Below are 25,783 nucleotides of genomic sequence, written 5' to 3'. Positions count from 1 at the left end.
CTGACCCGGATTCCGGTGGCGTACAACATCTCCACCACGAGCCGATCCCGCAGAGCCATCGGGTTCCGCTGAGCCGCCGGGCCCGAACACGTTGTCATGCAAGATACTGCGGTGTCGCACGCCGATGTGACGTCCTTATCGCCGATCCGACAATCGCCGCGCATGCCCGCCGAGGCCGACAACGGAAGTCGTCTACGGCCGGATGGCGTCGATGTAGCGGCCCGCGATGAAGTGCTGCACCGCACGGACCACAGGGCCGCCGAGTTTCGTGTACCAGGCGGCGGGCCGCGAGAAGGCGGCCACGACGCCGTAGACCGCCTCGTCGGCGGGGTCGTATTCCACCGCGAAGAGTTCCTCGCCGATTTCCGGGTGGCCCGGCAGGGTGCCGTAGGCGAAGCCGCGGCGGGTCGGCTCATCGACGACGTAGATCACCCGGCAGGGCGCCGTGATGCCGATACCGGCAATGCCCAGGCGCACCGTCAGAGCCGTTCCCGGTTCGGCGGCCGGGGTATCGGCGTGTTCGAAAATGCCGGTGCCGCGCTGCATGCGGTAGGCCAGGATCTGATCGCCGGCGGATTCGAACAGCGCCCGTCCGCTGCCGATGCGACGGCGCAGCCGGAAGTGGTGATAGCCGGGCGGGAATTCTCCGGCGGTCGCTCCGACTTCCGGATAGGTGAACGGCTCGGCGGCCGGGGAATTCGCCATAACACCATCCTTACCCGCAGCGCAGTGCCGCGACATGGCGCATCGAAGCGAGATCGTCCTCTCGACATTATCGACGATATACTTCGAGCTATCGGAGATAAGTCGTGCTACGCTTCCTTAGGTAACCCTAATATCGGAGGTATCGCACTGTGGCTCGTACTCGCACCAAACTGTCCTTCGAGGTCAGGCGCACGCGACGCCTGACCGACCACATGATCCGGGTGTATCTGGGCGGCCCGGGTTTCACCGGTTTCCATCCCAACGGATTCACCGACGCCTACGTCAAACTGCTGTTCCCCGGCCCGGACGGTGAGACGACGCGCACCTACACCGTGAGCGCCGTCGACCCCGAGGCCGAGGAGATCGCGATCGATTTCGTCTACCACGGTGACGAGGGGGTCGCCGGGCCGTGGGCGGCCGCGGCTCGACCGGGCGACCGCATCGAACTCTTCGGGCCGGGCGGCGCGTATTCCCCCAAGCCGGAGGCGGATTGGCATCTGCTGGCCGGTGACGAGGCGGCTCTGCCCGCCATCGCCGCGGCGTGTGCCGCCCTGCCGTCGGACGCCCTCGGCCGGGTATTCGTCGAAATCGCCGGTCCCACGGACGAATTGGATTTTCCGCGCCCCGCCGCGGTCGAACTCGCGTGGGTACATCGTGGGGATCGCACGCCCGGCGAAGCGCTGGCCGCCGCGGTCCGTGCCGAGCCCTGGCGCGAAGGCCGCGTGCACGTCTTCATCCACGGCGAGGCCGACAAGGTCATGCACGATCTGCGGCGCTACGTCCGCACCGAGCGCGGGGTGCCGGCCGATTGGGCCTCGATCTCCGGATACTGGCGACGCGGGCGCACCGAGGAGGGCTTCCGGCAGTGGAAACGTGAACTGTCCGAAGAGGAATCCGCCGCCGAGGCTGTTCGCTAGATCGGCGCGGGCCTCTGCCGGACCTCGGCGGGCCTCCGAGGGCGCCGGCGGTCGCACCGGTTTCAGGCGCACGGGAGCGTGGCGCACCAGGCCGAGCGGGTCGAGATAGTCACGGCCACGCCGCAGACCCCAATGCAGACAGACGCCGGGACAACCGGCATGTCCGGATTGCAGCGTCCCCAGGACCGCCCCGCGCTCGACCCGGCGACCGACCGGCACGCCCGCTCGCACCGGCTCGTAGGTCGTGCGCAGTCCGCCCGGATGGTCGACCGAGACGACCGGTTTGCCACCCACCTCACCCGCGAAGACGACGATTCCGGCACCGGCGGCGAGTACCGGCTGCCCGTCGGCGCCGGCGAGATCCACTCCGCGGTGGCCCGGTAGCCAGTCGTGCGGCGGTTTGTCGAAGCCGCGCACGACCGCCGGTCGCGGCTGCAGCGGCCAGCCGAATCCGGCCGGGGGCGTGGCGGACGCGCTCGCACCGCCGCAGCTCACGGCCATCATCACCACTCCCGGAAGAAATCTCGACAACCAGCGCATGCGTCCCACCCTCGCCGCAACCGACGGGCATGGAAAGATCGGTCTCGGCGTGTGTGGACAACTCGCAAGCATGTGAACAGGGCGCGTTCCCGGTGGGACGCCGCGGTGGTCGCTCGAGCCGGCCGGACTCGCCCGAGGAAGGTGCAGTCGATGGTCGTGTGTCGTGATTCCGCCGAATCGGTCACGGCCGTCCCGAGAACCTCCGCGGCGCATGTTGTTTCGTTCGGCAGACGGGTGATCGGCCCGTGCATGACCGGCGGCCGCCCGGCCGCCGTCTCCTCCGTGGACCGCGTTCGCCGGTGGTTCGGATCATGAGCGCCGAGACGCCCGACTCCGCCCCGGCCACACCGCCGGACCCGCGCACCGCGGACTCGAACCCGCCCGGCGCGCCCGCCGCCGCATCGTCGGCGCCCCCCGGGCCCCGCTCCGCCCGCGCGGGCACGGACACCGGCGGCGAACCGGCTGCGTCCGACGCGACGGAGGGCCCCGAACTCGACTATCGCTTCACACTCGCCGGTGAACGCACCTTCCTGGCCTGGATCCGCACCGCCCTCGGCCTGCTCGCCGGTGGGGTCGCGGTGCACGAGTTGGTGCAGCCGTTCGGGCATCACGACATCCGATCGGCGCTGGCGATCAGCTGCATCGTGCTGGCGGCCGTGATCGCACTCGGCGCCCTCGGTCGCTGGCGGATGGTGGGGGCGGCGATGCGGGAGGGCCGTCCGCTCCCGCACACGGTGATGGTGCCGATTCTGGCGATCGGTATCGCCGTGATCGCCGTGCTGGCCGGCATCGGACTGCTGCTGTCATGACCTCGATCCCGCCGGAGCGCCCGCCCGCCGTGGCGGCCGATCGCGGTTTGCAGGCCGAGCGGACGGCGTTGTCGTGGTGGCGCACCGCCGTGGGGGCCATGGCCAACGCGCTGCTGTTCCTGCACGTGGCCTTGACCAGCGGCGACCGTGCGGCCCTCGTGCTCGCGCTGGTGGCGATCGGTGCGCTGGGGGTGGTGGCCACCGTCTGCGTAGTACGCAGCCGGACCCTGCACACTCACGCGTGGGGAAGCTGGAGCGACGGACGGTTCGCGATGTCGACGACGAGCGTGGCGATCTGCGTGGTGGCGCTGGCTGCGCTCGTCGTGGCGTTGCTGGAACCGATGCCCGGTTGGCGACTGTGAGCTGATCTGCGGATCGGCGGGTTGTGCGGCGTCCGCTGAGCCCGCCCGCGAAACCGGGCGCTGACCACCCCGTTTATGTTCTCACCTGCGCTGGTCGTAGACTGGCCACGCGGTTCGCTGTACGCGGATCGACTTCGCGCGTCCGATCACGGTGCCGTCGGCTGGTCCTCCCGAAAATTCTTCCGGAAGGTCCGGCGGCCACGGACGCCAGGGCAGAGACCGACCCTCGGTTTCTGCGTCAACCGGCACAGGAAAGGCGGATACGCGGCTATGGCTGTCGTAACCATGAAGCAGCTGCTCGACAGCGGCGCACACTTCGGTCACCAGACCCGGCGGTGGAACCCGAAGATGAAGCGGTTCATCTTCACCGACCGCAACGGCATCTACATCATCGACCTGCAGCAGACGCTGACCTACATCGACAAGGCCTACGAGTTCGTCAAGGAGACCGTCGCCCACGGTGGCACCGTTCTCTTCGTCGGCACCAAGAAGCAGGCTCAGGAGTCGATCGCGGCCGAGGCGACTCGCGTCGGGATGCCCTACGTCAACCAGCGCTGGCTGGGTGGCATGCTCACCAACTTCTCCACCGTGCACAAGCGGCTGCAGCGCCTGAAGGAACTCGAGGCGATGGAGCAGACCGGTGGTTTCGAGGGCCGCACCAAGAAGGAAATCTTGATGCTGACCCGCGAGAAGAACAAGCTGGAGCGCACCCTCGGCGGTATCCGCGATATGGCCAAGGTGCCCTCGGCCATCTGGGTCGTCGACACCAACAAGGAGCACATCGCCGTCGGTGAGGCTCGCAAGCTGAACATCCCGGTCATCGCGATCCTGGACACCAACTGCGACCCCGACCTGGTCGACTACCCGATTCCGGGTAACGACGACGCGATCCGCTCGGCCGCGCTGCTCACCAAGGTTGTCGCTTCCGCGGTCGCCGAGGGCGTGCAGGCCCGTGCCTCCCGCGCCTCGGGCGATGTGAAGCCCGAAGCCGGCGCCGGCGAGCCGCTCGCCGAGTGGGAGCAGGAACTGCTGGCGCAGGCGACCCCGGCCGCCGAGGGCGGCGAGGCTGCCGCCGAGGCTCCGGCCGAGACCGCCGCCGAGGCGGAGCTGAAGGAAGAGCCGGCCACCAAGACCCCGGCCGACTTCTGATCCGGCGCGGTTCCCACCGCGATTGTCTGTTCACCTTGCCGGCCCTTCCTGTTCGGAAGCGGTCGGCATGGTGGTGCTAAGAGACTTGACAACTTTCGTAAATCTTCGAGGAGGCTCGCCACGATGGCGAACTACACCGCCCAGGATGTGAAGCGGCTCCGCGAGCTCACCGGCTCCGGAATGATGGACTGCAAGAAGGCCCTGGAGGAGACCGACGGCGACTTCGATAAAGCCGTCGAGGTTCTGCGGATCAAGGGCGCCAAGGATGTCGGCAAGCGCGCCGAGCGCGCCACGGCCGAGGGTCTGGTCGCCGCGCAGAACGGCGTGATGATCGAGCTCAACTCCGAGACCGACTTCGTCGCCAAGAACGACGAGTTCCAGAACACCGCCGGCGACATCGTCGACGCCGCCGCCAAGGTGCGCCCGGCCGATCTGGAGGCGCTCAAGGCCGTCGACGTCAACGGCAAGACCGCCGACCAGGTGGTGCAGGAGCTGGCCGCCAAGATCGGCGAGAAGCTCGAGCTGCGTCGCGTCGTGTCCTTCGAGGGCCCGGTCGCGACCTACCTGCACAAGCGGTCCTCGGACCTGCCGCCGGCCGTCGGCGTGCTGGTCGAGTACCAGGGTGAGGGCGACGCCGCCGCCGAGGTCGCTCGCGCCGCCGCGATGCAGATCGCCGCGCTGAAGGCCAAGTACCTGACCCGCGAGGACGTCCCGGCCGAGGTCGTCGCCAAGGAGCGCGAGATCGCCGAGGCGACCGCCAAGGAAGAGGGCAAGCCGGAGGCCGCGCTGCCGAAGATCGTCGAGGGCCGGGTGAACGGCTTCTACAAGGACGTCGTCCTGCTGGAGCAGTCGTCGGTCACCGACAGCAAGAAGACCGTCAAGCAGCTGCTGGACGAGGCCGGTGTCACCGTCACCCGCTTCGCTCGCTTCGAGGTCGGTCAGGCCTGATACACCGCAAAGGCCCCCGGCGCGACCAATTCCGTTGCGCCGGGGGCCTTTCGGTATCGATCAGCCACCGGTGCCGCAGTGGCCCGTTCCCGGCATGATGCAGTCGCTGCTCCCGGTGATAGCCCAGTTCGCCAGGAGCGGTATGACGGGGAGCAGGCTGATGATCGGCGTGCTGTTGTCCACGCTGCCGAACGCCGCTGCGGTGCTGCCGGTCGGGATCGGTTCGGTGAAACTGGTCGGCGTCGCAGAACCGGGGTTGTCCGGCGCTGCCGTGGCCTCCGGTGTCAGCGGAACGACCGCCGCCGTGGCGGGAGAGATGACGGCGAGGGGTGCGGCGCCGAGCAACGCTGCGGCGCAGAGAAAGTGAACCGTCCGGCGAGTGATCTTCATGCGGCCGCACCTTATTTGAAACAACAACGTTTCGTAGTGGGATCCGGGAATGGCGGCGTATTCGAGGGTCGGCTCACCGGCGCGACCTCGCGTGGTGCAGGATGGACGCAGCGTGTTACCGTCCCGCGCGAACAATCGCACCCGGGAGGGTAATTTCCCGTGCGTGCGCTCGCTCGACTGCCGAGGACTAGGAGACCGATGACGGACCCGGATACGGCGCCCGACCGCAAGGGCTATCGCCGAGTACTCCTCAAATTGGGTGGGGAGATGTTCGGCGGCGGCGAGGTCGGGCTCGACCCGGATGTGGTCCAGACCGTAGCCGAGCAGATCGCCGAGGTCGTCTCGACCGGCGTGCAGGTGGCGGTGGTCATCGGTGGCGGTAACTTCTTCCGCGGCGCCGAACTCGAGGAGCGCGGCATGGAGCGGGCCCGCTCCGATTACATGGGTATGCTCGGCACCGTGATGAACAGCCTTGCGCTGCAAGACTTTCTGCAGAAGCAGGGTGTCGACACCCGGGTGCAGACGGCCATCACCATGGGACAGGTCGCGGAGCCGTATCTGCCCCTGCGGGCGAAGCGGCACCTCGAGAAGGGCCGCGTGGTGATCTTCGGGGCCGGTATGGGCATGCCGTACTTCTCCACCGACACCACCGCGGCGCAGCGCGCGCTCGAGATCGGCGCCGAGGTGGTGCTGATGGCCAAGGCCGTCGACGGCGTCTTCACCGCCGACCCCAAGGTCGAGGCGGAGGCGATCATGTTCTCCGAGATCACCCACAAGGAAGTCCTCGAGCGCGGACTCAAGGTGGCCGACGCGACCGCGTTCAGTTTGTGTATGGACAACCAGATGCCGATGCTGGTGTTCAATTTGTTGATCAAGGGCAATATCGCCCGCGCGGTGGCCGGTGAGAAAATCGGCACACTGGTTCGGTCCTGAACCCTGCGGGGATCGGTCCTCGCGAATTCCGGGCCCCGAAACGATGCTGTGGAGGAAACGGTCGTGATTGATGAAGCGCTCTTCGACGCCGAGGAGAAGATGGAAAAGGCTGTCTCGGTGGCGAAGGACGACCTCGGAGGTATTCGGACCGGCCGCGCCAACCCGGGCATGTTCAACCGGGTCGTGGTCGAGTACTACGGCTCGCCGACGCCGATCACCCAGATGGCCAGCATCACCGTGCCCGAACCGCGCATGGTCGTCATCAAGCCCTACGAGCAGGGGCAGTTGCAGACGATCGAGACCGCGATCCGCAATTCGGATCTGGGCGTGAATCCGACCAACGACGGCACGATCATTCGCGTGGTGATTCCGCAGCTGACCGAGGAGCGTCGGCGGGAATTGGTGAAGCAGGCGAAATCCAAGGGTGAGGACGCCAAGATCGCCATTCGCAATGTGCGGCGCAAGTCGATGGATGAGCTGAGCCGCATCCAGAAGGACGGCGAGGCCGGTGAGGACGAGGTCGGTCGCGCCGAGAAGGAACTGGACAAGACCACCCAGAAGTACGTTGCCCAGATCGACGAGCTGGTCAAGCACAAGGAATCGGAACTGCTCGAGGTGTGAGACTCGGCCCGGCGCGACGATGCGGCACGGGCCCGGGGACGGAGTGGACGAATAAGTGAGCGACGGGACAATCGTGGCCGAAGACGCCGCAGCCGGCGAGACGATGCCGGTGAGCGACCCGGCCGGTGCAACACCGGCTCCCGACACGCCCTCGGCGCAGCCGAGCGGTAAGCCCTCACGCGCCGGTCGCAACTTACCGGCCGCGCTGGCGGTCGGTGTCGGCCTCGGCGCATCGCTGATCGCGATCCTGCTGTTCGTTCCGAAGGTTCTGATCGGAGTCATCGCGGTCGCGATGGCGATCGCCACCTGGGAGGTCGCCAAGCGGCTGCGCGAGGCCGATGTCCTGGTGCCGCGGGTGCCGCTGATCGTCGGCGGGCAGGCGATGATCTGGCTGGCCTGGCCCTACGGCCCCCAGGGCGTGGCGGGTGCGTTCGCGGCGACCGCGCTGGTGTGCATGGTCTGGCGCCTGTTCGACCACGGCTTGTCGGCCACGCCCCGAAACTTCCTGCGCGACACCGCGATCACGGTATTCGTGGTGTCCTGGATCCCGCTGCTGGCCTCGTTCGCGGTGTTGATGCTGCAACAGGACGACGGCAATCTCCGGGTGCTGACCTTCATGATCCTGGTGGTCTGCTCCGATGTCGGCGGTTACGTGGCCGGGGTGCTGTTCGGCCGCCATCCGATGGTGCCGGCCATCAGCCCGAAGAAGTCCTGGGAGGGTTTCGCCGGCTCGCTGGTGTTCTGCATCATCGGCGGACTGCTCACGGTGACGCTGCTGCTGCAGGCCAATTCGATGATCGGCGTGCTGCTGGGCATCGCGGTCGTGCTCGTGGCGACCTGCGGGGATCTGATCGAATCGCAGATCAAGCGCGAGCTGGGCATCAAGGACATGGGCACGCTGCTGCCCGGACACGGCGGCATCATGGATCGCCTCGACTCGATGCTGCCCTCGGCGTTCGTCTCCTGGCTGGTCCTGACCGCCCTGCTCTGAGATCCCGCCGCTCCGGGTTCAGCGCCGCTTCGCCGCGCGCCGCAACTGCATGATCCGCCAGCCACCGGCCAGCGCCATCACCAGCGCTCCGGCGATTACCGACAGCAGCAGCGTGACGCCGAGCGGCAGGTTGAACTGCCAGAAGAACAGGTGGATCCGCACCTGATCGAGGTTCTGCAGGATGAAGATCAACAGCAGCACCCCGATTACCGCCGCCGCCACCAGCGCCACCCAGGTGTAGCCCGCGCGGGTTTTCAGGGCTCGGTTGCGCCGGACGGGTGCGGTCGAGGGCGGAGTGTCGACGCGCGGGGGATCGGTGTGCGGGACCGGATCCGGTCCGGGGCTCGGTACTGCGTCGCTGGTCATATTTCGATCATTCCCGATCGCTATGGCGGATATGCGTATCTCCGGAATACCCGTTCGGCCGCGCCGTAACTGTGATCGGGTTATCCCTGCCCGCAGGCGGCGGGCCGGTACCGGCAATGCGACACTGGAAGGGTTATGACTACCTCCCTGCCGCTCGTTTTCGATGCCCCGCGCCGTGGAATGCCGCCGCGGCATCTCGCCGACCTCGATTCGGCCCAGCGGCGGCAGGCGGTGGAGGAGCTCGGACTGCCGAAGTTCCGGGCCGATCAGATCGCCCGGCAGTACTACGCGCGGTTGCAGGCCGACCCGCGGCAGATGACCGATCTGCCCGAGCCGATGCGGGAGAAGATCGCGGAGGCGCTGTTCCCGCCGCTGCTCAGCGAGGTGCGGCAAGTGGTGTGCGACGAGGGAACCACCCGCAAGACCCTGTGGCGCGCAGGCGACGGCACGCTGCTCGAGAGCGTGCTGATGCGCTATCCCGACCGCAACACGCTGTGTATCTCCAGTCAGGCCGGCTGCGGTATGGCCTGCCCGTTCTGCGCGACCGGCCAGGGCGGACTGAATCGCAATCTATCGACCGCCGAAATCGTCGACCAGGTGCGCGCGGCCGCCGCGGCGTTGCGTGACGGCGAGGTGGCCGGCGGTGTCGGCCGGCTGTCGAACATCGTGTTCATGGGGATGGGTGAGCCGCTCGCCAACTACAAGCGCGTGGTGGCGGCGGTCCGGCGAATCACCGCGCCCGCCCCGGACGGCCTGGGTATCTCGCAGCGCAACGTGGTCGTGTCGACCGTCGGCCTGGCCCCCGCGATCCGCAAACTGGCCGACGAGGGCCTGTCGGTGACGCTGGCCGTCTCCCTGCACACACCGGACGACGAATTGCGAGATACGTTGGTGCCGGTCAACAATCGCTGGTCGGTCGCCGAAGTACTCGACGCCGCACGGTATTACGCCGACAAGACCGGCCGTCGGGTCTCGGTCGAATACGCCCTGATCCGCGATATCAACGACCAGCCGTGGCGCGCCGACATGCTGGGCTCGAAACTGCACAAGGCACTCGGCTCCCGCGTCCACGTCAACCTCATCCCGCTCAACCCGACGCCGGGCTCCAAATGGGACGCGTCGCCGAAACCCGTCGAGCGGGAATTCGTGCGGCGAGTGGAGGCACAGGGTGTGCCCTGCACGGTGCGCGATACGCGGGGGCAGGAGATCGCCGCGGCCTGCGGGCAATTGGCGGCCGAGGGTTAACTCGGTGCGCTGTCGGTCGAGCCGGTAGCGCCGCTTCCGGATCGCAGGGCGAACACACCGAGACCCGCGAGCACCATCGATGCCCCCACCACCCACAGCCCCGCGCGCTGGGTTCCCGTCAGGTCGGCCAGCCAGCCGGTGAGATACGGCGCCGCGAACCCGCTGACATTGCCGAGCGAATTGATCAGGGCGATCCCGCCGGCCGCGGCGGCTCCGGACAGGAATGCGCTCGGCAGGGCCCAGAAGGTGGGCAGCGCGGCGAGCACACCGACGGCGCAGACGGTGACCGCGGACATCGCCGCGAACGGATTGTCCAGGTACAACGCGACCGGAATGGCGAGGCCGCCGATGATCGCGGGCAGGGCGACGTGCCGGCGGCGTTCGCCGGTGCGATCGCCGTGGCGGCCCCACCACATCATCGCGACCGCGCCGATCACATAGGGCACAGCGGTGATCAGGCCACGCTGCACCACCGAGTAGTGGGTCCCGTACTGCTGCTGGAATCCGGCCACGATGGTGGGCAGGAAGAAGCCGAGGGCGTAGAGCCCGTAGACGATGCCCGCGTAGATCGCGGCCAGTCCGAGTATGCGCGGATGGGTCAGAGATCGGCGCACCGTCCAGTGTTCGGTGCGCTGAACCGAGCGCTGCTCCGCCGTGAGTTCGGTTGCCAGCCAGTTCCTTTCCTCGGCCGACAACCAGCGGGCCTGCTCCGGCCGATCGGTGAGGTAGAACCAGGTCACCACCGCCAGCAGCAAGGCCGGCAGGCCCTGCACGAGGAACATGAACCGCCAGCCGCTGAGCCCGAAGACGTTGTCCCCGTACTCGATGAGCAGGCTCGACAGTGTGGATCCCAGAGCGGTCGACAGTGGCACCGCGGTCATGAACAGGGCGACGATACGGGCCCGGTAGCGCTGGGGAAACCAGAAGGTCAGATACAGCAGAATGCCCGGGAAGAATCCGGCCTCCGCCACGCCCAGCAGAAAGCGCAGCACGATGAGGACCGTCTCGTTGGGCACGAACGTCATCGCGGTGGCGACGATGCCCCAGGTGAGCATGATGCGGGCGATCCAGCGCCGCGCACCGAACCGGTGCAGCGCCAGATTGCTCGGCACTTCCAGCACGAGATAGCCGAGAAAGAAGATGCCCGAGGCGAATCCGAATGCGGTCTCCGACATGCCGAGGTCGGTCTTCATCCCACTGGGCCCGGCGAAACCCACGTTCACCCGATCCAGGTAATTGACGAAGTACAGCAGGCACAGAAACGGCACCAGCCGAATCGTCACCTTGCGTACGGTCGCGGTGGCGACGTCGGCAGGGGCGATCATCATCCGTACTCTGCGCATTCGCGGCCGGCCAGTCAAATCGGGTTCGCGGGCGCGCTCACCGCTCAGCTCAGCAAAGCCCGTGCGTACCAATCCTTCTCGTCACGCACCCCCGGCAGGGCGAAGAAGTAGCCGCCGCCGAAGGGCTGGACGTAGTCGGTGAGAGGTTCGTTGATCAGCCGGGTCTGGATGGCCTCGAACTGGCGGGCGACGTCCTGCTGGAAGCAGGTGAAGATGTGGCCCGAGGCCATGTTGCCGTTGCGCTCCACGCCGAGGTCGTAGTTGTAGGAACGGCGGACCAGCTGCTGACGGGCGGTTTCCGGAGTGCGCGGATTGGCCAGCCGGATATGGGAATCCAGGGGGATGACCGAACCCTCGGGGTCGGCGGCGTAGTCGGGGGTGTCGAATTCCTGATTGCCGTCGAGCGGGGCGCCGGAGTCGCGTCGGCGTCCGAACATGTTCTCCTGCTCGTTGATCGAGACCCGGTCCCAGAATTCGACGAGCATGCGGATCAGCCGGACCACCTGATAGGTGCCGCCGCGGGTCCACTCGGGTTCGCCGCCGCCGTCGGTCCAGATGAGCGATTCGGCGTCGGCGCCGGTGGGGTTGGCCGTTCCGTCCTTGAAGCCCAGCAGGTTCCGGCCGGTGCCGGAGGGGCGCGGCGGGGAGTTGTAGCCGTCGATCTTCCAGCGCAGCTGCAGTGCGCCGCGGGTCTGGCGGGTGATGTCGCGCAGCGCGTGATGGACGGTGTCGGGGTGATGCGCGCACAGCTGGATCAGCAGGTCGCCGTGCATCCAGGCCGGATCCGGGGTGTCGTTGGGGAAGGTCCGCATCGGCGTGAGTTTGGCGGGTTTGGCCGCGGCCAGCCCGAAGCGGCCGTCGAACAGGCTCGCGCCCACACCGGTGGTGACGGTGAGCCCGTCGGCGATGACCTCCGGCCCGAGCACCGCGCTGTCGGAGGGAGGCTGGCCGAGCCCGAGGTCGGTCGGGGCGCCGCCGGCGGTGAGGAAGCGGGCGCGTGCGGTGAGGGTTTTCATCGCCTCCACCAGTTCCGCGCGGTGGGTGGTGGTGACGTCGAAGGCGGCGAAGCAGGCGGCATTCTGTTTCGCCGACGGGCCCGGGGTGAGGATGCCGGACTGGTGTTCACCGTGGAAGGGGTAGCTCGCCTCGGCCTTCGGGGTGCCCACGGTGGCGGCGTCGGCGTCCTTGCGCGCGCCCTCGGCGAGGATGCCCGCGGTCAGCGCGGTTCCGGCGGCACCGGCGGCGGCGCCGGAGAGGAAGCGGCGGCGGCTGACGTTCATCGTGAAGCCTTACTGGTCGGTCGGTGGTTCGGCATGTCAGTGGGAGATCGGCACTTCGAGCAATCGCGGCACCTTGGCGAGTTCCTCGAGGGCGGCGCCGAGGCGCGCGTTGACGGCTTGCCGGGCGGCCGGCGGGGTCCGGTCGGGCGACTGCCAGTGCCCGTGGTCCTGGGTGGCGAGCAGGGCGGCCTGCAAGTCGTCGAGACGGGTGCGCAGGGTGGCGCGCAGCTGCGGCGCCCGCGGGTCGATCAGCGGGCCGAGCTGATCGAGGACCGCGCGAGTCACGTCGATGTCGGCGAGCGTCATCGGATACGCGGCGCCCGCGCCTTGGTCGTCGATGCCCGAAATATGGTCGCGCAGGGCGTCTTCCAGAATCTCGTGCCCGCGCAGCGGGAGTTTCTTCGGATCGCCGGCGAGGTCGTCGCTGCCGAGATTCTTGCGGATGTTCGTGATATCGCCACCGAGCCGATCGACCACCGGCAGCAGCTGATCCGGCCGCTGGCCGTGCCACAGGCCGTACTCCAGCCGGTGCAGACCGGTGAATCCGGGATCGTTCACCCCACCCGGCAGGCCGTCGGGCAGACCCGAGACCGCGGTGCCGGCGTCACCGAAGCTGTTGTAGGAGGCGCCGACCCGTTCCCATTCCAGCTGGGCGTTCAGCCAATCCGCTTGTGCCGCAGCGATATTACCGCCGCGCAGATCGTTGCCGATCGCGGTGACGGCGCCGGAGAGCCGGGTCAGCACGCCGGCGGCATACGCCTGATAGGCGTCGTTGGGCCCGCGCAGATCGTCCTCGGTGACGCGTTTGACGGCCGGCGGGGTCTCGCCCGCCTCACCGCTGACCTGCACTGCCGCCGATGAAGTCACCGGTTTGCCGGACATCAGGCATTGCATGGTGTAGCTGCCGCTGCTCAAGGTCGCCGTCAGATTGGCGGTCGTGGCCGGGCCGATCGTCTCGATCTCGCCGACGACCGCGCCGCCGGAGTTGACCAGGTTGATCTCCCCGGCCTTGGACGTCTTGTTCTGCACCTCGAATGTCTGCGTCCCGGCCCGCCCGGACTTCCATTCCGAGGCGCACGAACTGTCGGTGACCGACACCGCCTGCGCCTTACCCGAGCCGCTCGACGGCAGCAGCGCGATCGCCACCCCGGCGGCCACCGCGGGAACCACCACCAGCACCGCACCGACCAGCAAGGGTCGAGGTCCGGCGACCCGCTCCCACCAGTCGGGCGTGTGCTCGGAGTCGGCCGGAGCCGATGCCGACGTTGTCGCTGCCGCCGGGGGAGGCGCCGACGCTGTGTTTCGCGGACCCTGGCCGGTCGCCCCGGTGGCCGGTGTGGCGCCCCCGCCGCCACTCGCCGCGGCGGTAGCCGTCACGGGCGCCGCGGCCGCCGGCTGCGCCGCCTTCGCCGGGGCCTTCGCGGGCGCCCCGCGTCCCGCTCGGACGAACAGCGGGATCACCACCGCCAGGTAGACCACCCACGCCACGACCTGCAACACGGTCATCCGCGGCGTCAGTTCGGTGATGCCGGTGATGATCGAGACCCACCAGGAGTTGGGGTCGATATGCGCCGACAGGTCGAACGCGACCCAGTGGCGGCCGGGCAGAATTCCGGCGTCCTGCAGATCGCCGAGACCGTAGGACAGCACGCCGGCGGCGATCACGATCAGCGCGAGCGCGGTGCGGTTGAAGAACACGCCGAGGTTGAGTTTCACCGACTGCCGATACAGCAGCCAGCACAGCACCACCGCGGCCGTGAACCCGAGTGCGGCGCCGATCAGCGGCGCGACGGTGGTGCCGGAGGCCTTCACCGCGGTCCACACGAACAGCGTCGATTCCAGGCCTTCGCGCCCGACGGCCATGAAGGCCGTGATGGCCAGCGCTCCCGCGCCGATCGCCGTGGCGCGGGCGACCTCACCGCGAAGCTGGCCCGACAGCGACGCGGCGGTGCGCCGCATCCAGAAGACCATGGCCGTCACCAGGGCGACTGCGATCACACTCAGGGTGCCGCCGACGATTTCCTGGCCGGAGTTGGAGAGCACGCTCGTCGAATAGGTGAGCACCGCCGCGAAGCTGGCCGCCACCGATACCGCGCCGAGCAGGCCGAGCCAGACCGGGGTCGAGGAGACCGGGCGCTGGGGGGTCGATGTTTTGCGCACGGCAGCCAGCAGGATCGTCACCACGAGGCCCGCCTCGAGGCCCTCCCGCAGGCAGATCAGTAGATTCGGTACAGCCTCGGCCCAGCTCACCGTCCAAAGGTAAGGCATACCTATACCACAGGTCCAATCCTGCATGCCTGTAGCGAGTAACCGTTACCGTAGATGGGGTGGTATGCGCGTAATGTCCGGATTTGCCGAGGCTATCCCTCCGGCGCTTCCTCGACCAGTGCCAGCGCTTCCTCGAGCAGCGCCTCCGCGATCATCGATTCCGGTACCGTCCGCACCACCTCGCCGCGGACGAAGATCTGACCCTTGTGATTGCCCGCCGAAACCCCGATATCGGCTTCCCGCGACTCGCCCGGACCGTTGACGATGCAACCCATCACCGCGACGCGCAGCGGCGCCGGGAAATCCCGGAAGGCCGCCTCGACCTTCTTCGTGAGCTCGAAGACGTCGACCTGGCAGCGGCCGCAGGTCGGGCAGGACACGATGTCGAGGGTGCGGGGGCGCAGCCCGAGCCCGGCCAGGATGTGGTGACCGACCTTGACCTCCTCGACCGGCGGCGCGGACAGCGAGACGCGGATCGTGTCGCCGATCCCCTCGGACAGCAGGATCCCGAACGCGGTGGCCGATTTCGCGGTGCCCTGCAGCGGCGGACCCGCCTCGGTGACCCCGAGATGCAGCGGATAGTCGCAACGCTGGGCGAGCAGCCGGTAGGCCTGGATCATCGTCAGCGGATCGTTGTGTTTCACCGAGATCTTCAGCTCGGCGAAACCGTGCTCCTCGAACAGCCTCGCTTCCCACAGCGCCGATTCGACCAGTGCGGCGGCCGTGGCGCGACCGCCGTGCCGGTCCAGGATGCGCCGATCGAGGGAACCTGCGTTGACGCCGATGCGGATCGGCACCCCCGCCGCACCCGCCGCGGCGGCGATCTCGCGGACCTTGTCGTCGAAGGTGCGGATATTACCCGGATTCACCCGCACTCCGGCACAACCGGCATCGATGGCGCCGAAGACGTAGCGTGGATTGAAGTGGATGTCGGCGATCACCGGGATGGCCGAGCGGCGGGCGATCGTCGGCAGTGCCGCGCAGTCGTCCTGGGTGGGCACCGCCACGCGGACGAGATCGCAACCGGCAGCGGTCAATTCGGCGATCTGGCGCAGCGTCGCCTCGACATCGGCGGTGACGGTGGTGGTCATCGACTGCACCGAGATGGGTGCGCCGCCGCCCACCGGCACCGAGCCGACCTGGATGCGCCGGCTCTCCCGGCGCGGTCGCAGCGTCGGAGCCGCGGGCTCGGACAGGAATACGGCGGTCATCGGATCCTCTCGGTCGCGGGTAACCATTCCGCGCAAGCCGCGGCGATGCCCTCGCCGGTCAGTCCGTACTCGGCCAGGATGCTGTCGCGGGAGGCGTGGGGGATGAATGCGGTGGGCAGGCCGAGCGCGCGAACAGGGGCGGCGTCGGGGTCGCGGGAAATCGCGTGGACCAGATGGGAGCCGACCCCGCCGGCGGCGATACCGTCTTCCACACAGACGGTGAGCCGATGCCGTGCCGCGATCGCCGGTAGCCCCGGATTGATCGGCCACACCCAGCGCGGGTCGATGACGGTGGCGCCGAAACCGCTGTCGGCCAGTAGTTCCGCCGCGCGCAGGCACGGCCCGGCCATCGGACCGACCGCCACCAGCAGAATATCGAGCGGACTGCGCGGCCCGCGGTACAGAATGTCCATCCCGTCCATCCGTGCCATCGGCGAAATATTCTCTCCGGCAGTGGCTTTCGGGTAACGCACGGTGGTGGGCCCGGCCGTGGCCACGGCTTCGCGCAGGAGTGCGCGGACCCGGCCGGGATCGCGTGGGCACGCGATCCGCATCCCCGGTACGCAGGTGAGCAGCGCCAGATCCCACATCCCGTGATGGCTGGGGCCGTCCGGACCGGTGACGCCGGCGCGGTCCAAGGCCAGTGTGACCGGCAGTTCGTGCAGCGCGATATCGAGCAGTACCTGATCGATCGCGCGGTTGAGGAAGGTCGAGTACACCGCCACCACCGGATGCATACCGGCTGCCGCCAAGCCCGCGGCGGAGGCCAGCAGGTGTTGTTCGGCGATACCGGAATCGAACACCCGCTCCGGTGCGCTGCGGGAGAATTCGCCGAGTCCGGTGGGCAAGCGCATCGCCGCGGTCATGGCGATCACCTCCGGATGGTCGCGGGCGATGGCGGCCAGTTCCGATTCGACGATATCGGTCCAGGTGGGGGCGGGCTGTTTGCGCGGCACACCGGTGACCGGATCGATCACCCCGCACGCGTGCATGCGGTCGGCCTCGTCCGCCTCGGCCGGGCCGAAGCCGCGGCCTTTCACCGTCACCGCGTGCACGACAACCGGTTTGGCCAGTTCGGCGGCCTTGTGCAGGGCCGTGCACAGTGCGCCGATGTCGTGGCCGTCCACCGGGCCCAGATAGGTGAAACCCAAGGCGTCGAACAGATTTCCGGAGACGGTGTCGCCGTCGCGCAGTCCGGTGAGATGCCCGGCCAGCGCGCCGACGGTCGGATCGTAGGAGCGCCCGTTGTCGTTGAGCACCACCACGACCGGGCGCCCGCCCGCGCCCAGATTGTTCAAGCCTTCCCAGGCCACACCGCCGGTCAGCGCGCCGTCGCCGATCACCGCCACCACCCGGCGCTCGTGTTCGCCGCGCAGCTGGAAGGCCTTGGCGATGCCGTCGGCCCACGCCAGGCTGACCGAGGCGTGGGAATTCTCCACCCAGTCGTGCGCGGATTCGGTGCGGTTCGGATACCCCGCGATCCCACCCGCCTGCCGCAGTGTGTCGAAGGTGTGCGATCGCCCGGTGAGCAACTTGTGCGCATAACTCTGATGTCCGGTGTCGAAGACGAGAACATCGGTGGGCGAACGGAAGACGCGATGCAGCGCGATGGTCAGCTCCACCGTCCCCAGACTGGCGCCGAGATGCCCGCCGGTTCCGGTGACGGTTTCGACGAGGCGATCGCGTAACCGCTGCGCCAGCGCGGGCAGTTCGTCGTCGGACAACGCGGCCAGTGCGTCGGGTCCGGTGAGGGCGGCGAGCGGGTCCGGCCCGCGCGGCGAGGGTTTCATGCGTGGCTCACCTTCCGGTGTGGGAATTCGACCCGGTGTCGATTCGGCTCAGCTGACGGCGGCGCGGATCGTCTCCTTCAGCGAACCCAGGGTCGCGACCACCGCGGTCGGCTCGTAGCCGCAGTGCGCCATGCAATTCGAGCAGCGTGGATCATTGCCGCGGCCGAAGGCGTTCCAGTCGGTGTCGTCGATCAATTCCCGATAGGTGGCGACATAGCCGTCGTCGAGCAGGTAGCACGGCCGCTGCCATCCCTTGAGCGAATACGACGGAATCGCCCAGGCGGTGCAGTCGAAGTCGACCTTGCCCTCCAGGAAATCCAGGTACAGCGGGGAATGATTCAGCCGCCACTTCTTGCGGCGTCCGTCGGCGAAGGCCTTGGCGAACAGCTGATGGGTCTGCTTCACCCCGAGCCAATGCTCCTGATCGGGGGCCTTCTCGTAGGCGTAACCGGGCGCGATCTGCATGTGGTCGATCTCGAGCTCGTCGTTGAGATAGTCCAGGACGTCGATCACGTCCTGTGGCGAATCCAGATCGAAGAAGGTGGTATTCGTCATTACCCGGAATCCGGCGGCCTTGGCCTCGCGGATCGCCGCTACGGCCTGATCGAAGACGCCGTCCTTGCAGACCGAGGCGTCGTGGCGTTCGCGCAGTCCGTCCAGATGCACCATCCACGCGAAATTGCGGTGCGGGGTGAACTTGTGCAGATGTTTGGGCAGCAGTACCGCGTTCGTGCACAAAAAGACGATCTTGTTACGGTCGAGCAGTTGCCGCACGATCTCGTCGATCTGCGGATGCATCAGCGGTTCGCCACCGGCGATCGAGACCATCGGGGCGCCGCATTCCTCGATCGCGCCGACGGCCTGTTCGACCGGCATGCGCTGTTTGAGCAGCGTATGCGGATGCTGAATCTTGCCGCAGCCCGCGCATTTCAGATTGCAGGCGAACAACGGCTCCAATTCGACCAGGATGGGGAACTTCTCGCGGCGCAACAGCTTCTGTTTTGCGAGATACGCTCCCAGACGTACGGATTGACGGAATGGCATGGCCATTCAGCTCACCTCCCGAGGCAGGTTGAATCGAACACTCTCTTCGGTCACGGTGGTGTGGCGGACCCGGAGGGCGCCGAGCCCGGACAGGGCCTCGACCAGGTCGTCCACCAGATGCGGCGGTGCCGACGCACCGGCGGTGACACCGATGCGGCGGGTGCCGGCCAGCCAGTCCAATTCGACCTCGCCGGCGTCCTCCACCAGATGTGCCGCCACACCCTCGGCCGCGGCGACCTCGGCCAGCCGCAGCGAATTGGAGGAGTTACGCGAACCCAGCACGAGCACCAGGTCCGATTCCCGGGCCACCGCCCGCACCGCCTCCTGGCGGTTGGTGGTGGCATAACAGATGTCGTCCTTGCGCGGCCCGCTCAAGGCCGGAAACCGTTGCCGCAGAACATCGGCCGTGGCCTCGGCCTCCGCGACGGCCAGGGTGGTCTGCGTGACGTAGGCGACCCGATCGGGATCCGGTGGCGACACCCGGGCGGCCGCTTCCGGATCGGCGACCACGATCACATTGCCGGGCGCCTCGCCGCGGGTGCCCACCACCTCCTCGTGGTCGGCGTGACCGATCAGGAAGACGGTCTTGTCGGCGGCGGCGAAGGTGCGCACCTCCGCGTGCACCTTCGACACCAGGGGACAGGTGCCGTCGACCACGCGCAGGCGGCGGCGTTCGGCCTGGCGGCGGACGTCCGGGGTCACGCCGTGCGCGGCGAGCACGACCACCGCGCCTTCGGGCACATGATCGAGCTCCTCGACGAAAACCGCTCCGTGCCCGGCCAATTCGCGCACCACATGGCTGTTGTGCACGATCTGACGCCGCACGTATACCGGGGCGCCGAAGCGGAGCAACGCCTGCTCGACGATCTCGATCGCCCGCTCGACCCCGGCGCAGAACGAGCGCGGCCCGGCGAGCAGGATCTCGCGCTCGCCGGTTGCCGACGACCATCGGTCCAGCGCCGGCGCGGCCGCCCGCAGCGAACGCAGTGCCCGTATTCCGCGCCACATCGTGCCGGGGCGCAGCAGCGGCGCGTCGGGGGTGTCGACGATCGCCCGGAGCGCGACGGCCTGCCCGTCGGGGGCATCGGCGGCGAGGAACGCGGTTTCGGTGTCGACCGCGAGCGCACCGGTCTCCGCCAGTTCGGCGCGCGCCCGGCCGGTGACCACGTGCTCGGCGGAATACACCGGTCCGAGCCGTGCGGGCAGCCCCAGCCGCAGCAGTTCGCCGTGCAGCAATACCGCTGCGGGACTGGGCAATTCGGTGCCGTTGCGCCGGATCTCGCTGGCCACCACGAGATCACCGGGGCGCAGCTCCGTGGTCAGCGCACCCGCGACTCCCGCCACCGCGACCGGTCCCGCCGCCGCGGCGTCGTAGCGCCGCCGCGGACCGCGCCCGGTGTGCACCACGGGCGCCGTGGCGGCACCGCGCAGTGCCGCCCACTCCGAACGCAACGGGGCACAGACGGTTCCGGGGCGGGGCATGTCGTCAGCTCCCGTCTCGCTCGGCGGTGGCCGTTCGCCGCCGCAGGTACCGCCCCAACGCCCAGACCGGGAACACCAAGCGGTACAGGTGGTAGTTGATGTAGAAATCGCCGGGGAAGCCGGTGCCGGTGAACAGGTCCTCGTCCCAGCCGCCGTCGGGTCGCTGCGTGCGCACCAGCCAGTCGATGCCGCGGCGCACGGCGGGGGAGTCGTGTTCCTCGGCGGCCAGCAGGGCCAGCAGGGCCCACGCGGTCTGCGAGGCGGTGGAGTCGCCGCGGCCGACCCATTCCGGGTCCCGATAGGAGCGCAGATCCTCACCCCATCCGCCGTCGGCGTTCTGATGGGCCTCCAGCCAGCGCACCGCCGCGCGGATCGCCGTCGACCGCGGACTCGTACCGGCCGCGACCAGCGCCGGAACCGCCGCGCCCGTGCCGTAGACGTGGTTGGCGCCCCAGCGTCCGAACCAGGAACCGTCGGACTCCTGATGGTCGAGCAGCCAGCGCACACCGCGGCGGCATGCGCGATCACCGCCGCGGCCGAGGACGGCCAGCATCTCCACCACGTGCGCGGTCACATCGGCCGAAGGCGGATCGGTGACGGCGCCGAAATCGCAGAACGGCAGTTTCGTCGGCAGGATCGAGGTGTTGTCGGCGTCGAAGGCGCCCCACCCGCCGTCGGCGGACTGCATGCCGACCGTCCAGCGCACCGCGCGCTCGATCGCCGCATCCAGCCGCGGGCGATCCGGATGCGAAACCTGGTGCAGCGCAATGACGATCTCGGCAGTGTCGTCGGTGTCGGGGTAGACGTCGTTGGCGAATTCGAAGGCCCAGCCCCCGGGTTCCAGATGTGGCCGGCGCACCTGCCAGTCGCCGCCGGCGGTGATCTGCTCACCCAGCAGCCAGTCGGTGGCCCGCAGCACCGCTGGGTCGTCGGGCGCCACCCCGCCGTCCAGCAGCGCGGCCGTCGCCAGCGCGGTATCCCACACCGGTGACTGGCAGGCCTCGAGCCGCCGTACCTCACCGTCCGGGGTTTGTTCGCGGACGACGAATCCGTCCAGGCCCGCGATGCCAGCCCGCATCGCCGGATGATCGAGCGGATAGCCCAGCAGGTGCAGTGCCAGCAGCGAATACACCCACGGCGGCTGAATTCCGCCCCAGCCGCCGTCGGCCTCCTGGCGGGCCAGAATCCACTCCGCGGCGTGCCGCATCGCCACATCGCGCAGCGGATTCAACGGCAGCCGCGCGTAGGTGTGCAGCACCGTGTCCACGCGCTGGAACACTCCGGCGAGGGAGGTGATCGGCGCGCGGCGGGCCGGGGGCGCGCCGGTACGCAATTCGTCGATGCCGAACGGCAGCGGGCGGCACGGCCGCAGCGTGGCGACCACGGTCAACGGCACCACGGTCTGGCGGGCCCAGCATCCCCAGTCGTAGATGTTGAGCGGGAACCAGGACGGGAACAGCACGAGTTCGGGTGGCAGATTCGGCAGATCGTCCCAGGACCACAAGCCGAACAGCGCCAACCAGATTCGGGTGAAGACCCGCGACGCCTCGATCCCGCCTTCGGCGCGCACGAATGCGGCCGCGGCGCGCATATGCGGCGCGGCCGGGTCGTCACCGGCGAGTCGCAACGCCACCCACGCCTCGGCGGTGGTCGACAGATCGCCGGGGCCGCCGTGGAAGGTCGCCCAGGTTCCGTCGGCCCGCTGCTGTGATCGGATCCAGCGTGCCGCCGGCTCGGTCACGTCCGGGGTGGAGATGCCGAGGAACTCCCGCAGCAGGAGATCTTCGGCGTCCATCGTCACGTTGGTCGCCAATTCGCCCTTCCACCAGCCCTGTTCGTGCTGGGACGAGCGCAGCAGCCGCACCGCCGCGTCGGTGGCCGAGCGGACCGCGCTCAGTTCGTCGGCGCCGTGCGCCGGATCGACCGCTGCCCGCCGGTTCGCTGCCGCATTGCCGGTTTGGGTGACTGTCATTCCTATGCACTCCGTTCCACGATGAAATCGGCCAGGTCACAAAGCTCCCGGCGGTATTCGGGGGTGATGGTGACCGCGGCGAGAGCCTGCTGGGCGGTGCGCACCCGCCGCCGGGCCTCGGCGCGGGCCCAGCGCCGGCCACCGGCGGTCTCGACCATGTCGGCGGCGGCCCGCAGATCGTTCTCGCTCGGTTCGCCCGATTGGGCGAGCCACTGTGCCAGCGCCTGACCGGCCGCGCGGCCGGATTCCACGCTCCAGGTGACCGGGAGCGACTTCTTGCGCGAACGCAGATCCGAGAACACCGGTTTGCCGGTCACCGCCGGATCGCCCCAGATGCCGAGCAGATCGTCGACGAGCTGGAAGGCCAGACCGATGTTGTCGCCGTAGGTGCGCAGCGCCCCGACCGTCGCCGGCGGCGCCCCGGCCAGCACACCGCCGACCGCGGCACTCGCCGAGAGCAGCGCCGCGGTCTTGCCCATGGCCATGCGGATACATTCGGCGAGGGTCACGTCGTTGCGGTGTTCGAAGTCGACGTCGGCGGCCTGGCCGATGATCAGATCCTGGGTCGCCTTCCCGACCAGCCGGGCCGCCGCCACCGCGTGCGGTGACCCGGAATCGAGCAGCACCTCGTGCGACAGCGAGAGCATCGCGTCGCCGGCCAGCACGGCGACCGGATCGCCCCACACCGCCCAGACCGTGGGCCGATGCCGGCGGGTGGCGTCGCGATCCATCAGGTCGTCGTGCACGAGCGAGAAGTTGTGCACGAGTTCGACCGCCACCGCGCCCGGAATCCCACAGAGCTCGTCGCCGCCGGCGGCGTGGGCGGCGAGCATGGTCAGCCGCGACCGCACCGATTTGCCGCTGTCGGCGACGGCCGGACGGCCGCGTTCGTCGCAGAAACCGAGGTGATAGGCGACCACCGGCCGGATCGCGTCGTCGAGCCGCCCGACGGCGTCGGACAGCGCCGACCGGACGGCCTGGCCGTCGGCGTCGACCGTGGACAGGATGGTTACCGTCATCTGATCACCTCCGATATCCGCGTGCGGGGTTCGGGCATACCGGTGCGCTCGGCGGCACCGTCGCGGGGCCGACGCCCCGACGGATGCGAAATGATCTCGGCCGCAGCGGATTCCCCGCTGCGCACGGCGCCCTCCATGGTCGCGGGCCAGCCGGTATCGGTCCACGCTCCGGCCAGCGCCAGGCCGGGCAACGCGGTGGCCGCGGGCGGCCGCAGCCGCGCACTGCCCGGTGCGGGCCGGAACGTCGCATGGCGTTCGCGAGTGACGAAGAAGTCGACCACCTGCGCCGTGCGGGCGGCGGGCAGCAACTGTTCGAGGGCGGGCAGGAATTCCCGGCGCAGCTCGGCGACGGGGCGATCGACGAATGCGTCGGCGGCGGAGACGGAGACGGCCAGATATTGCGCGCCGGCGGGAAACCGGGCAGGTGCCACCGACGGGCTCGGTGCGGCTGTCGCGACCGGCGCCGAACTGTCTTGTGGCCCGTCGGTGACGTCCGCGCTCCGGCGACCCGCCACGCGCAATCCCGAGGCGTCGGTGCGGTCGAAAACCCACTGCACGACCGAGCCGACCCCCGCTCGCAGGGATTCGTTCATCACCGGCCGGTCGTAGACCACGTGGATGTTGACGATCGGCGAACTGCCCAGGCTCGCAGCCCAATTCGCGGGCAGATCCACCGCGTCGGCGGGCAACAGCGCCTGAGCCGCGGCAGGGGGCACGGCCGAGACGACGGCGTCGGCGGCGCAGTCGCCGGACCGGGTGCACACCGCCCACCCGTTCGCTACTCGCCGGACGGCCGTGACTCGCTCGTGGACGACCGTAACCCCGGCCGCGGTGAGGGCGGTCAGCGCGGCCTCACCGTGCAACTGCCGCAACGGGATCCGCGACCACCCGATATCGGCGGCATCGGCATCGGTGAGCAGGCCGATCCGGAAGACGGTCGCGGCCAGCGCCAGCGATACGTCGTCGGCGCGCGCGTTGAGGGTGGCGATGCCGACCAGATCCCACAGACTGTCCACGGCGTCGCGATCCTGGCCGTGCGCACGCAACCAGTCCCCGAAACTGGTGGTGTCCGTCCGTGGATCGGCGGGATCGACCGCCCGCAGAGCAAGTGCGGCCCGGACGAACCGCACCCGCGCGCCCTGCGACAACCACGGATAGCGCAGCAGCGCCCAGCTCAGATGCAACGGTGCCGGCAACGGCAGCCGCCGCAACCTGCCCGCGCGGCCACCGCCGGAGACGGGTATGTCCAAGCGCGGCTGCAGGTGCACCGCATCCAGCATGCCGAGCCGATCCAGCAGTGCGAGATAGCGGTCGCAGCACCGCAGGAAGACGTGTTGTCCGTTGTCGATCCACAGATCGCCACGGGGAAACGAATGCGTCAGCCCGCCCAGCCAGGGCCGGGATTCATACAGCCGCACCGCATATCCGGCGTCCGCGCAGCGCAGAGCCGCGGTGATCCCCGCGAGCCCGCCGCCCACCACGGCCACCCGCGCCGTCATCGCGGGCCCCACCCGAATGCCGTCATCGAGTACTGCAGCAGGGCGCCGGATGCGACGCGGGTCTTCTCCCGTGCGCTCAACGACAGCCGCCGGTCGTAGACGGCCACCGGATTGGCGCGGATGCGCTCGTTGAGCCGCCGGTAGATGCCCGCCATCGCCGCGCAGCAGGCGGCACTGCGGCCGTCCAGATGCGGAATCAGCCGCAGTCCCAGGCAATACCAGTTCTCGGCGCGTTCGGCGCCGGCGCGGATCAGCGCGGCCAGTCCGCCGTTGTGATCGTCGAGCGCCCCACCGGCGTCGAGTTCGAGCCGGACGCCGAAGCGCAGCAACTCGTCCCGGGGCAGATAGACCCGGCCGTTGCCGAGGTCCTCGCGGATATCGCGCAGAATGTTGGTCTGCTGCAACGCTATTCCCAGCTGATCGGCATACACCGGCGCGCACGGATCACCGCCGGAGCCGAAGATCGACAGGCACAGGCGGCCCACCGCCCCGGCCACGCACCGGCAGTAGTGGGTCAACTCGTCGAAGTCGGTGTAGGTGACGCCGTCGACATCGGCCTGCACACCGTCGATCAGTTCGCCGAACGCACCCAGCGGCACCGGATAGCGCCGCGCGGTGTCGGCGACGGCGAACAACACCGGATCGTCGGTGCCAGCGCCGCCGGTGACCTTGTCCAATTCCTTGCGCAACAGGGTCAGCGCCTCGGTTTTGGTGGCCGGTTCGCCCTGCTCGTCGCCGATATCGTCGATGCGGCGGGCCAGCGCGTAGAGCGCGCACAGTGCCGTGCGCTTCTCCGGGGGCAGCAGCCGGATACCGTAGTAGAAGTTCTTGGCCTCGGTGCGGGTGATCCGTTCACAGGTCTCGTAGGCCGCCGCGGTGGTCGGGCCGGTCGCGATGAT

Annotated in this window: 22 protein-coding genes and 2 pseudogenes; 9 read left to right on the top strand and 15 right to left on the bottom strand. The window is 68.9% G+C overall.

Going from position 1 to position 25,783, the window contains the following annotated elements:
• Nucleotides 1-192: 192 nt before the first annotated feature.
• Nucleotides 193-705 (bottom strand): DUF1990 family protein, encoded by a 513-nt coding sequence (locus tag A5780_RS10915; protein WP_064903933.1) that lies wholly within the window; start codon nucleotides 703-705, stop codon nucleotides 193-195.
• 149 nt (nucleotides 706-854) lie between these two features.
• On the opposite strand from A5780_RS10915, the gene A5780_RS39870 reads away from it, so the two are divergent.
• Nucleotides 855-1,622 (top strand): siderophore-interacting protein, encoded by a 768-nt coding sequence (locus A5780_RS39870; RefSeq protein ID WP_064903935.1) that lies wholly within the window; start codon nucleotides 855-857, stop codon nucleotides 1,620-1,622.
• A 51-nt stretch (nucleotides 1,623-1,673) separates the two neighbouring features.
• Here the strand turns inward: A5780_RS39870 and A5780_RS39865 are convergent.
• Nucleotides 1,674-2,126: pseudogene (locus A5780_RS39865) on the bottom strand (M23 family metallopeptidase); the annotation flags it as partial.
• A 524-nt stretch (nucleotides 2,127-2,650) separates the two neighbouring features.
• On the opposite strand from A5780_RS39865, the pseudogene A5780_RS43065 reads away from it, so the two are divergent.
• From A5780_RS43065 to tsf, 4 genes and pseudogenes are all read left to right on the top strand, one after another.
• Nucleotides 2,651-2,971: pseudogene (locus A5780_RS43065) on the top strand (YidH family protein); the annotation flags it as partial.
• Complete coding sequence (locus A5780_RS10890; RefSeq protein WP_064908333.1) at nucleotides 2,968-3,333, top strand: DUF202 domain-containing protein; 366 nt, start codon at nucleotides 2,968-2,970, stop codon at nucleotides 3,331-3,333. The pseudogene A5780_RS43065 and the gene A5780_RS10890, both read left to right, overlap by 4 nt.
• Nucleotides 3,334-3,603: 270 nt before the next feature.
• Nucleotides 3,604-4,482: a 30S ribosomal protein S2 gene (gene rpsB, locus A5780_RS10885; protein ID WP_036503641.1), complete on the top strand. Its 879-nt coding sequence runs from the start codon at nucleotides 3,604-3,606 to the stop codon at nucleotides 4,480-4,482.
• A gap of 123 nt (nucleotides 4,483-4,605) precedes the next feature.
• Nucleotides 4,606-5,430 (top strand): translation elongation factor Ts, encoded by an 825-nt coding sequence (gene tsf, locus A5780_RS10880; protein WP_063014971.1) that lies wholly within the window; start codon nucleotides 4,606-4,608, stop codon nucleotides 5,428-5,430.
• Nucleotides 5,431-5,490: 60 nt separating this feature from the next.
• Here tsf and A5780_RS10875 read toward each other — a convergent pair whose 3' ends face one another.
• Nucleotides 5,491-5,961 (bottom strand): hypothetical protein, encoded by a 471-nt coding sequence (locus A5780_RS10875; protein WP_156769437.1) that lies wholly within the window; start codon nucleotides 5,959-5,961, stop codon nucleotides 5,491-5,493.
• A gap of 57 nt (nucleotides 5,962-6,018) precedes the next feature.
• Between A5780_RS10875 and pyrH the strand changes: the two genes are divergently transcribed.
• The 3 genes from pyrH (at nucleotide 6,019) to A5780_RS10860 (ending at nucleotide 8,365) form a co-directional block, all read left to right on the top strand.
• Nucleotides 6,019-6,753 carry a UMP kinase gene (pyrH, locus tag A5780_RS10870; protein ID WP_030513088.1) on the top strand — a complete coding sequence of 245 codons (735 nt, stop codon included), beginning with the start codon at nucleotides 6,019-6,021 and terminating at the stop codon, nucleotides 6,751-6,753.
• Between the two features lie 63 nt (nucleotides 6,754-6,816).
• Nucleotides 6,817-7,374, top strand: a complete 558-nt coding sequence (frr, locus tag A5780_RS10865) for a ribosome recycling factor (RefSeq protein ID WP_064904025.1) — start codon at nucleotides 6,817-6,819, stop codon at nucleotides 7,372-7,374.
• A gap of 103 nt (nucleotides 7,375-7,477) precedes the next feature.
• Complete coding sequence (locus tag A5780_RS10860; protein WP_064904027.1) at nucleotides 7,478-8,365, top strand: phosphatidate cytidylyltransferase; 888 nt, start codon at nucleotides 7,478-7,480, stop codon at nucleotides 8,363-8,365.
• Nucleotides 8,366-8,383: 18 nt separating this feature from the next.
• Here the strand turns inward: A5780_RS10860 and A5780_RS10855 are convergent, their stop codons facing one another.
• Nucleotides 8,384-8,731 carry a lipopolysaccharide assembly LapA domain-containing protein gene (locus tag A5780_RS10855; RefSeq protein ID WP_063014967.1) on the bottom strand — a complete coding sequence of 116 codons (348 nt, stop codon included), beginning with the start codon at nucleotides 8,729-8,731 and terminating at the stop codon, nucleotides 8,384-8,386.
• A 135-nt stretch (nucleotides 8,732-8,866) separates the two neighbouring features.
• Here A5780_RS10855 and rlmN point away from each other — a divergent pair, with 135 nt between their 5' ends.
• Nucleotides 8,867-9,976: a 23S rRNA (adenine(2503)-C(2))-methyltransferase RlmN gene (gene rlmN / locus A5780_RS10850; protein WP_063014965.1), complete on the top strand. Its 1,110-nt coding sequence runs from the start codon at nucleotides 8,867-8,869 to the stop codon at nucleotides 9,974-9,976.
• Here the strand turns inward: rlmN and A5780_RS10845 are convergent.
• The 11 genes from A5780_RS10845 to hpnD all read right to left on the bottom strand — a co-directional run bounded on the left by A5780_RS10845 (nucleotide 9,973) and on the right by hpnD (nucleotide 25,783).
• A complete protein-coding gene (locus tag A5780_RS10845) occupies nucleotides 9,973-11,304 on the bottom strand; it encodes an MFS transporter (protein WP_064908332.1) in 1,332 nt (443 codons plus the stop codon). The genes rlmN and A5780_RS10845 overlap by 4 nt on opposite strands.
• Before the next feature lie 59 nt (nucleotides 11,305-11,363).
• Entirely contained in the window at nucleotides 11,364-12,599 is a 1,236-nt protein-coding gene (gene efeB / locus A5780_RS10840; RefSeq protein ID WP_030513094.1) for an iron uptake transporter deferrochelatase/peroxidase subunit, read from the bottom strand.
• Between the two features lie 36 nt (nucleotides 12,600-12,635).
• Nucleotides 12,636-14,867, bottom strand: coding sequence for an iron uptake transporter permease EfeU (gene efeU / locus A5780_RS43060; RefSeq protein WP_104363024.1), 2,232 nt, complete (start codon nucleotides 14,865-14,867; stop codon nucleotides 12,636-12,638).
• Between the two features lie 92 nt (nucleotides 14,868-14,959).
• Complete coding sequence (ispG, locus tag A5780_RS10830; protein ID WP_064908331.1) at nucleotides 14,960-16,078, bottom strand: flavodoxin-dependent (E)-4-hydroxy-3-methylbut-2-enyl-diphosphate synthase; 1,119 nt, start codon at nucleotides 16,076-16,078, stop codon at nucleotides 14,960-14,962.
• Complete coding sequence (locus A5780_RS10825; protein WP_064908330.1) at nucleotides 16,075-17,868, bottom strand: 1-deoxy-D-xylulose-5-phosphate synthase; 1,794 nt, start codon at nucleotides 17,866-17,868, stop codon at nucleotides 16,075-16,077. The genes ispG and A5780_RS10825 overlap by 4 nt, the downstream gene beginning before the upstream one ends.
• Before the next feature lie 48 nt (nucleotides 17,869-17,916).
• Nucleotides 17,917-18,918: an adenosyl-hopene transferase HpnH gene (gene hpnH / locus A5780_RS10820; RefSeq protein ID WP_030513098.1), complete on the bottom strand. Its 1,002-nt coding sequence runs from the start codon at nucleotides 18,916-18,918 to the stop codon at nucleotides 17,917-17,919.
• Nucleotides 18,919-19,920 carry a 4-hydroxy-3-methylbut-2-enyl diphosphate reductase gene (ispH, locus tag A5780_RS10815; RefSeq protein ID WP_219823437.1) on the bottom strand — a complete coding sequence of 334 codons (1,002 nt, stop codon included), beginning with the start codon at nucleotides 19,918-19,920 and terminating at the stop codon, nucleotides 18,919-18,921.
• A 478-nt stretch (nucleotides 19,921-20,398) separates the two neighbouring features.
• Nucleotides 20,399-22,366 (bottom strand): squalene--hopene cyclase, encoded by a 1,968-nt coding sequence (shc, locus tag A5780_RS10810; RefSeq protein ID WP_082857057.1) that lies wholly within the window; start codon nucleotides 22,364-22,366, stop codon nucleotides 20,399-20,401.
• Nucleotides 22,367-22,368: 2 nt separating this feature from the next.
• Entirely contained in the window at nucleotides 22,369-23,385 is a 1,017-nt protein-coding gene (locus A5780_RS10805) for a polyprenyl synthetase family protein (RefSeq protein WP_063014952.1), read from the bottom strand.
• A complete protein-coding gene (hpnE, locus tag A5780_RS10800) occupies nucleotides 23,382-24,884 on the bottom strand; it encodes a hydroxysqualene dehydroxylase HpnE (RefSeq protein ID WP_064908343.1) in 1,503 nt (500 codons plus the stop codon). The genes A5780_RS10805 and hpnE overlap by 4 nt, the downstream gene beginning before the upstream one ends.
• Nucleotides 24,881-25,783 (bottom strand): presqualene diphosphate synthase HpnD, encoded by a 903-nt coding sequence (gene hpnD, locus A5780_RS10795; RefSeq protein WP_369829517.1) that lies wholly within the window; start codon nucleotides 25,781-25,783, stop codon nucleotides 24,881-24,883. The genes hpnE and hpnD overlap by 4 nt, the downstream gene beginning before the upstream one ends.

Origin of the sequence: Nocardia sp. 852002-20019_SCH5090214, from assembly GCF_001665865.1 — a bacterium.
In the GTDB taxonomy this organism is placed as follows: domain Bacteria; phylum Actinomycetota; class Actinomycetes; order Mycobacteriales; family Mycobacteriaceae; genus Nocardia; species Nocardia nova.
This window is presented reverse-complemented; position numbering and strand designations above follow the sequence as displayed.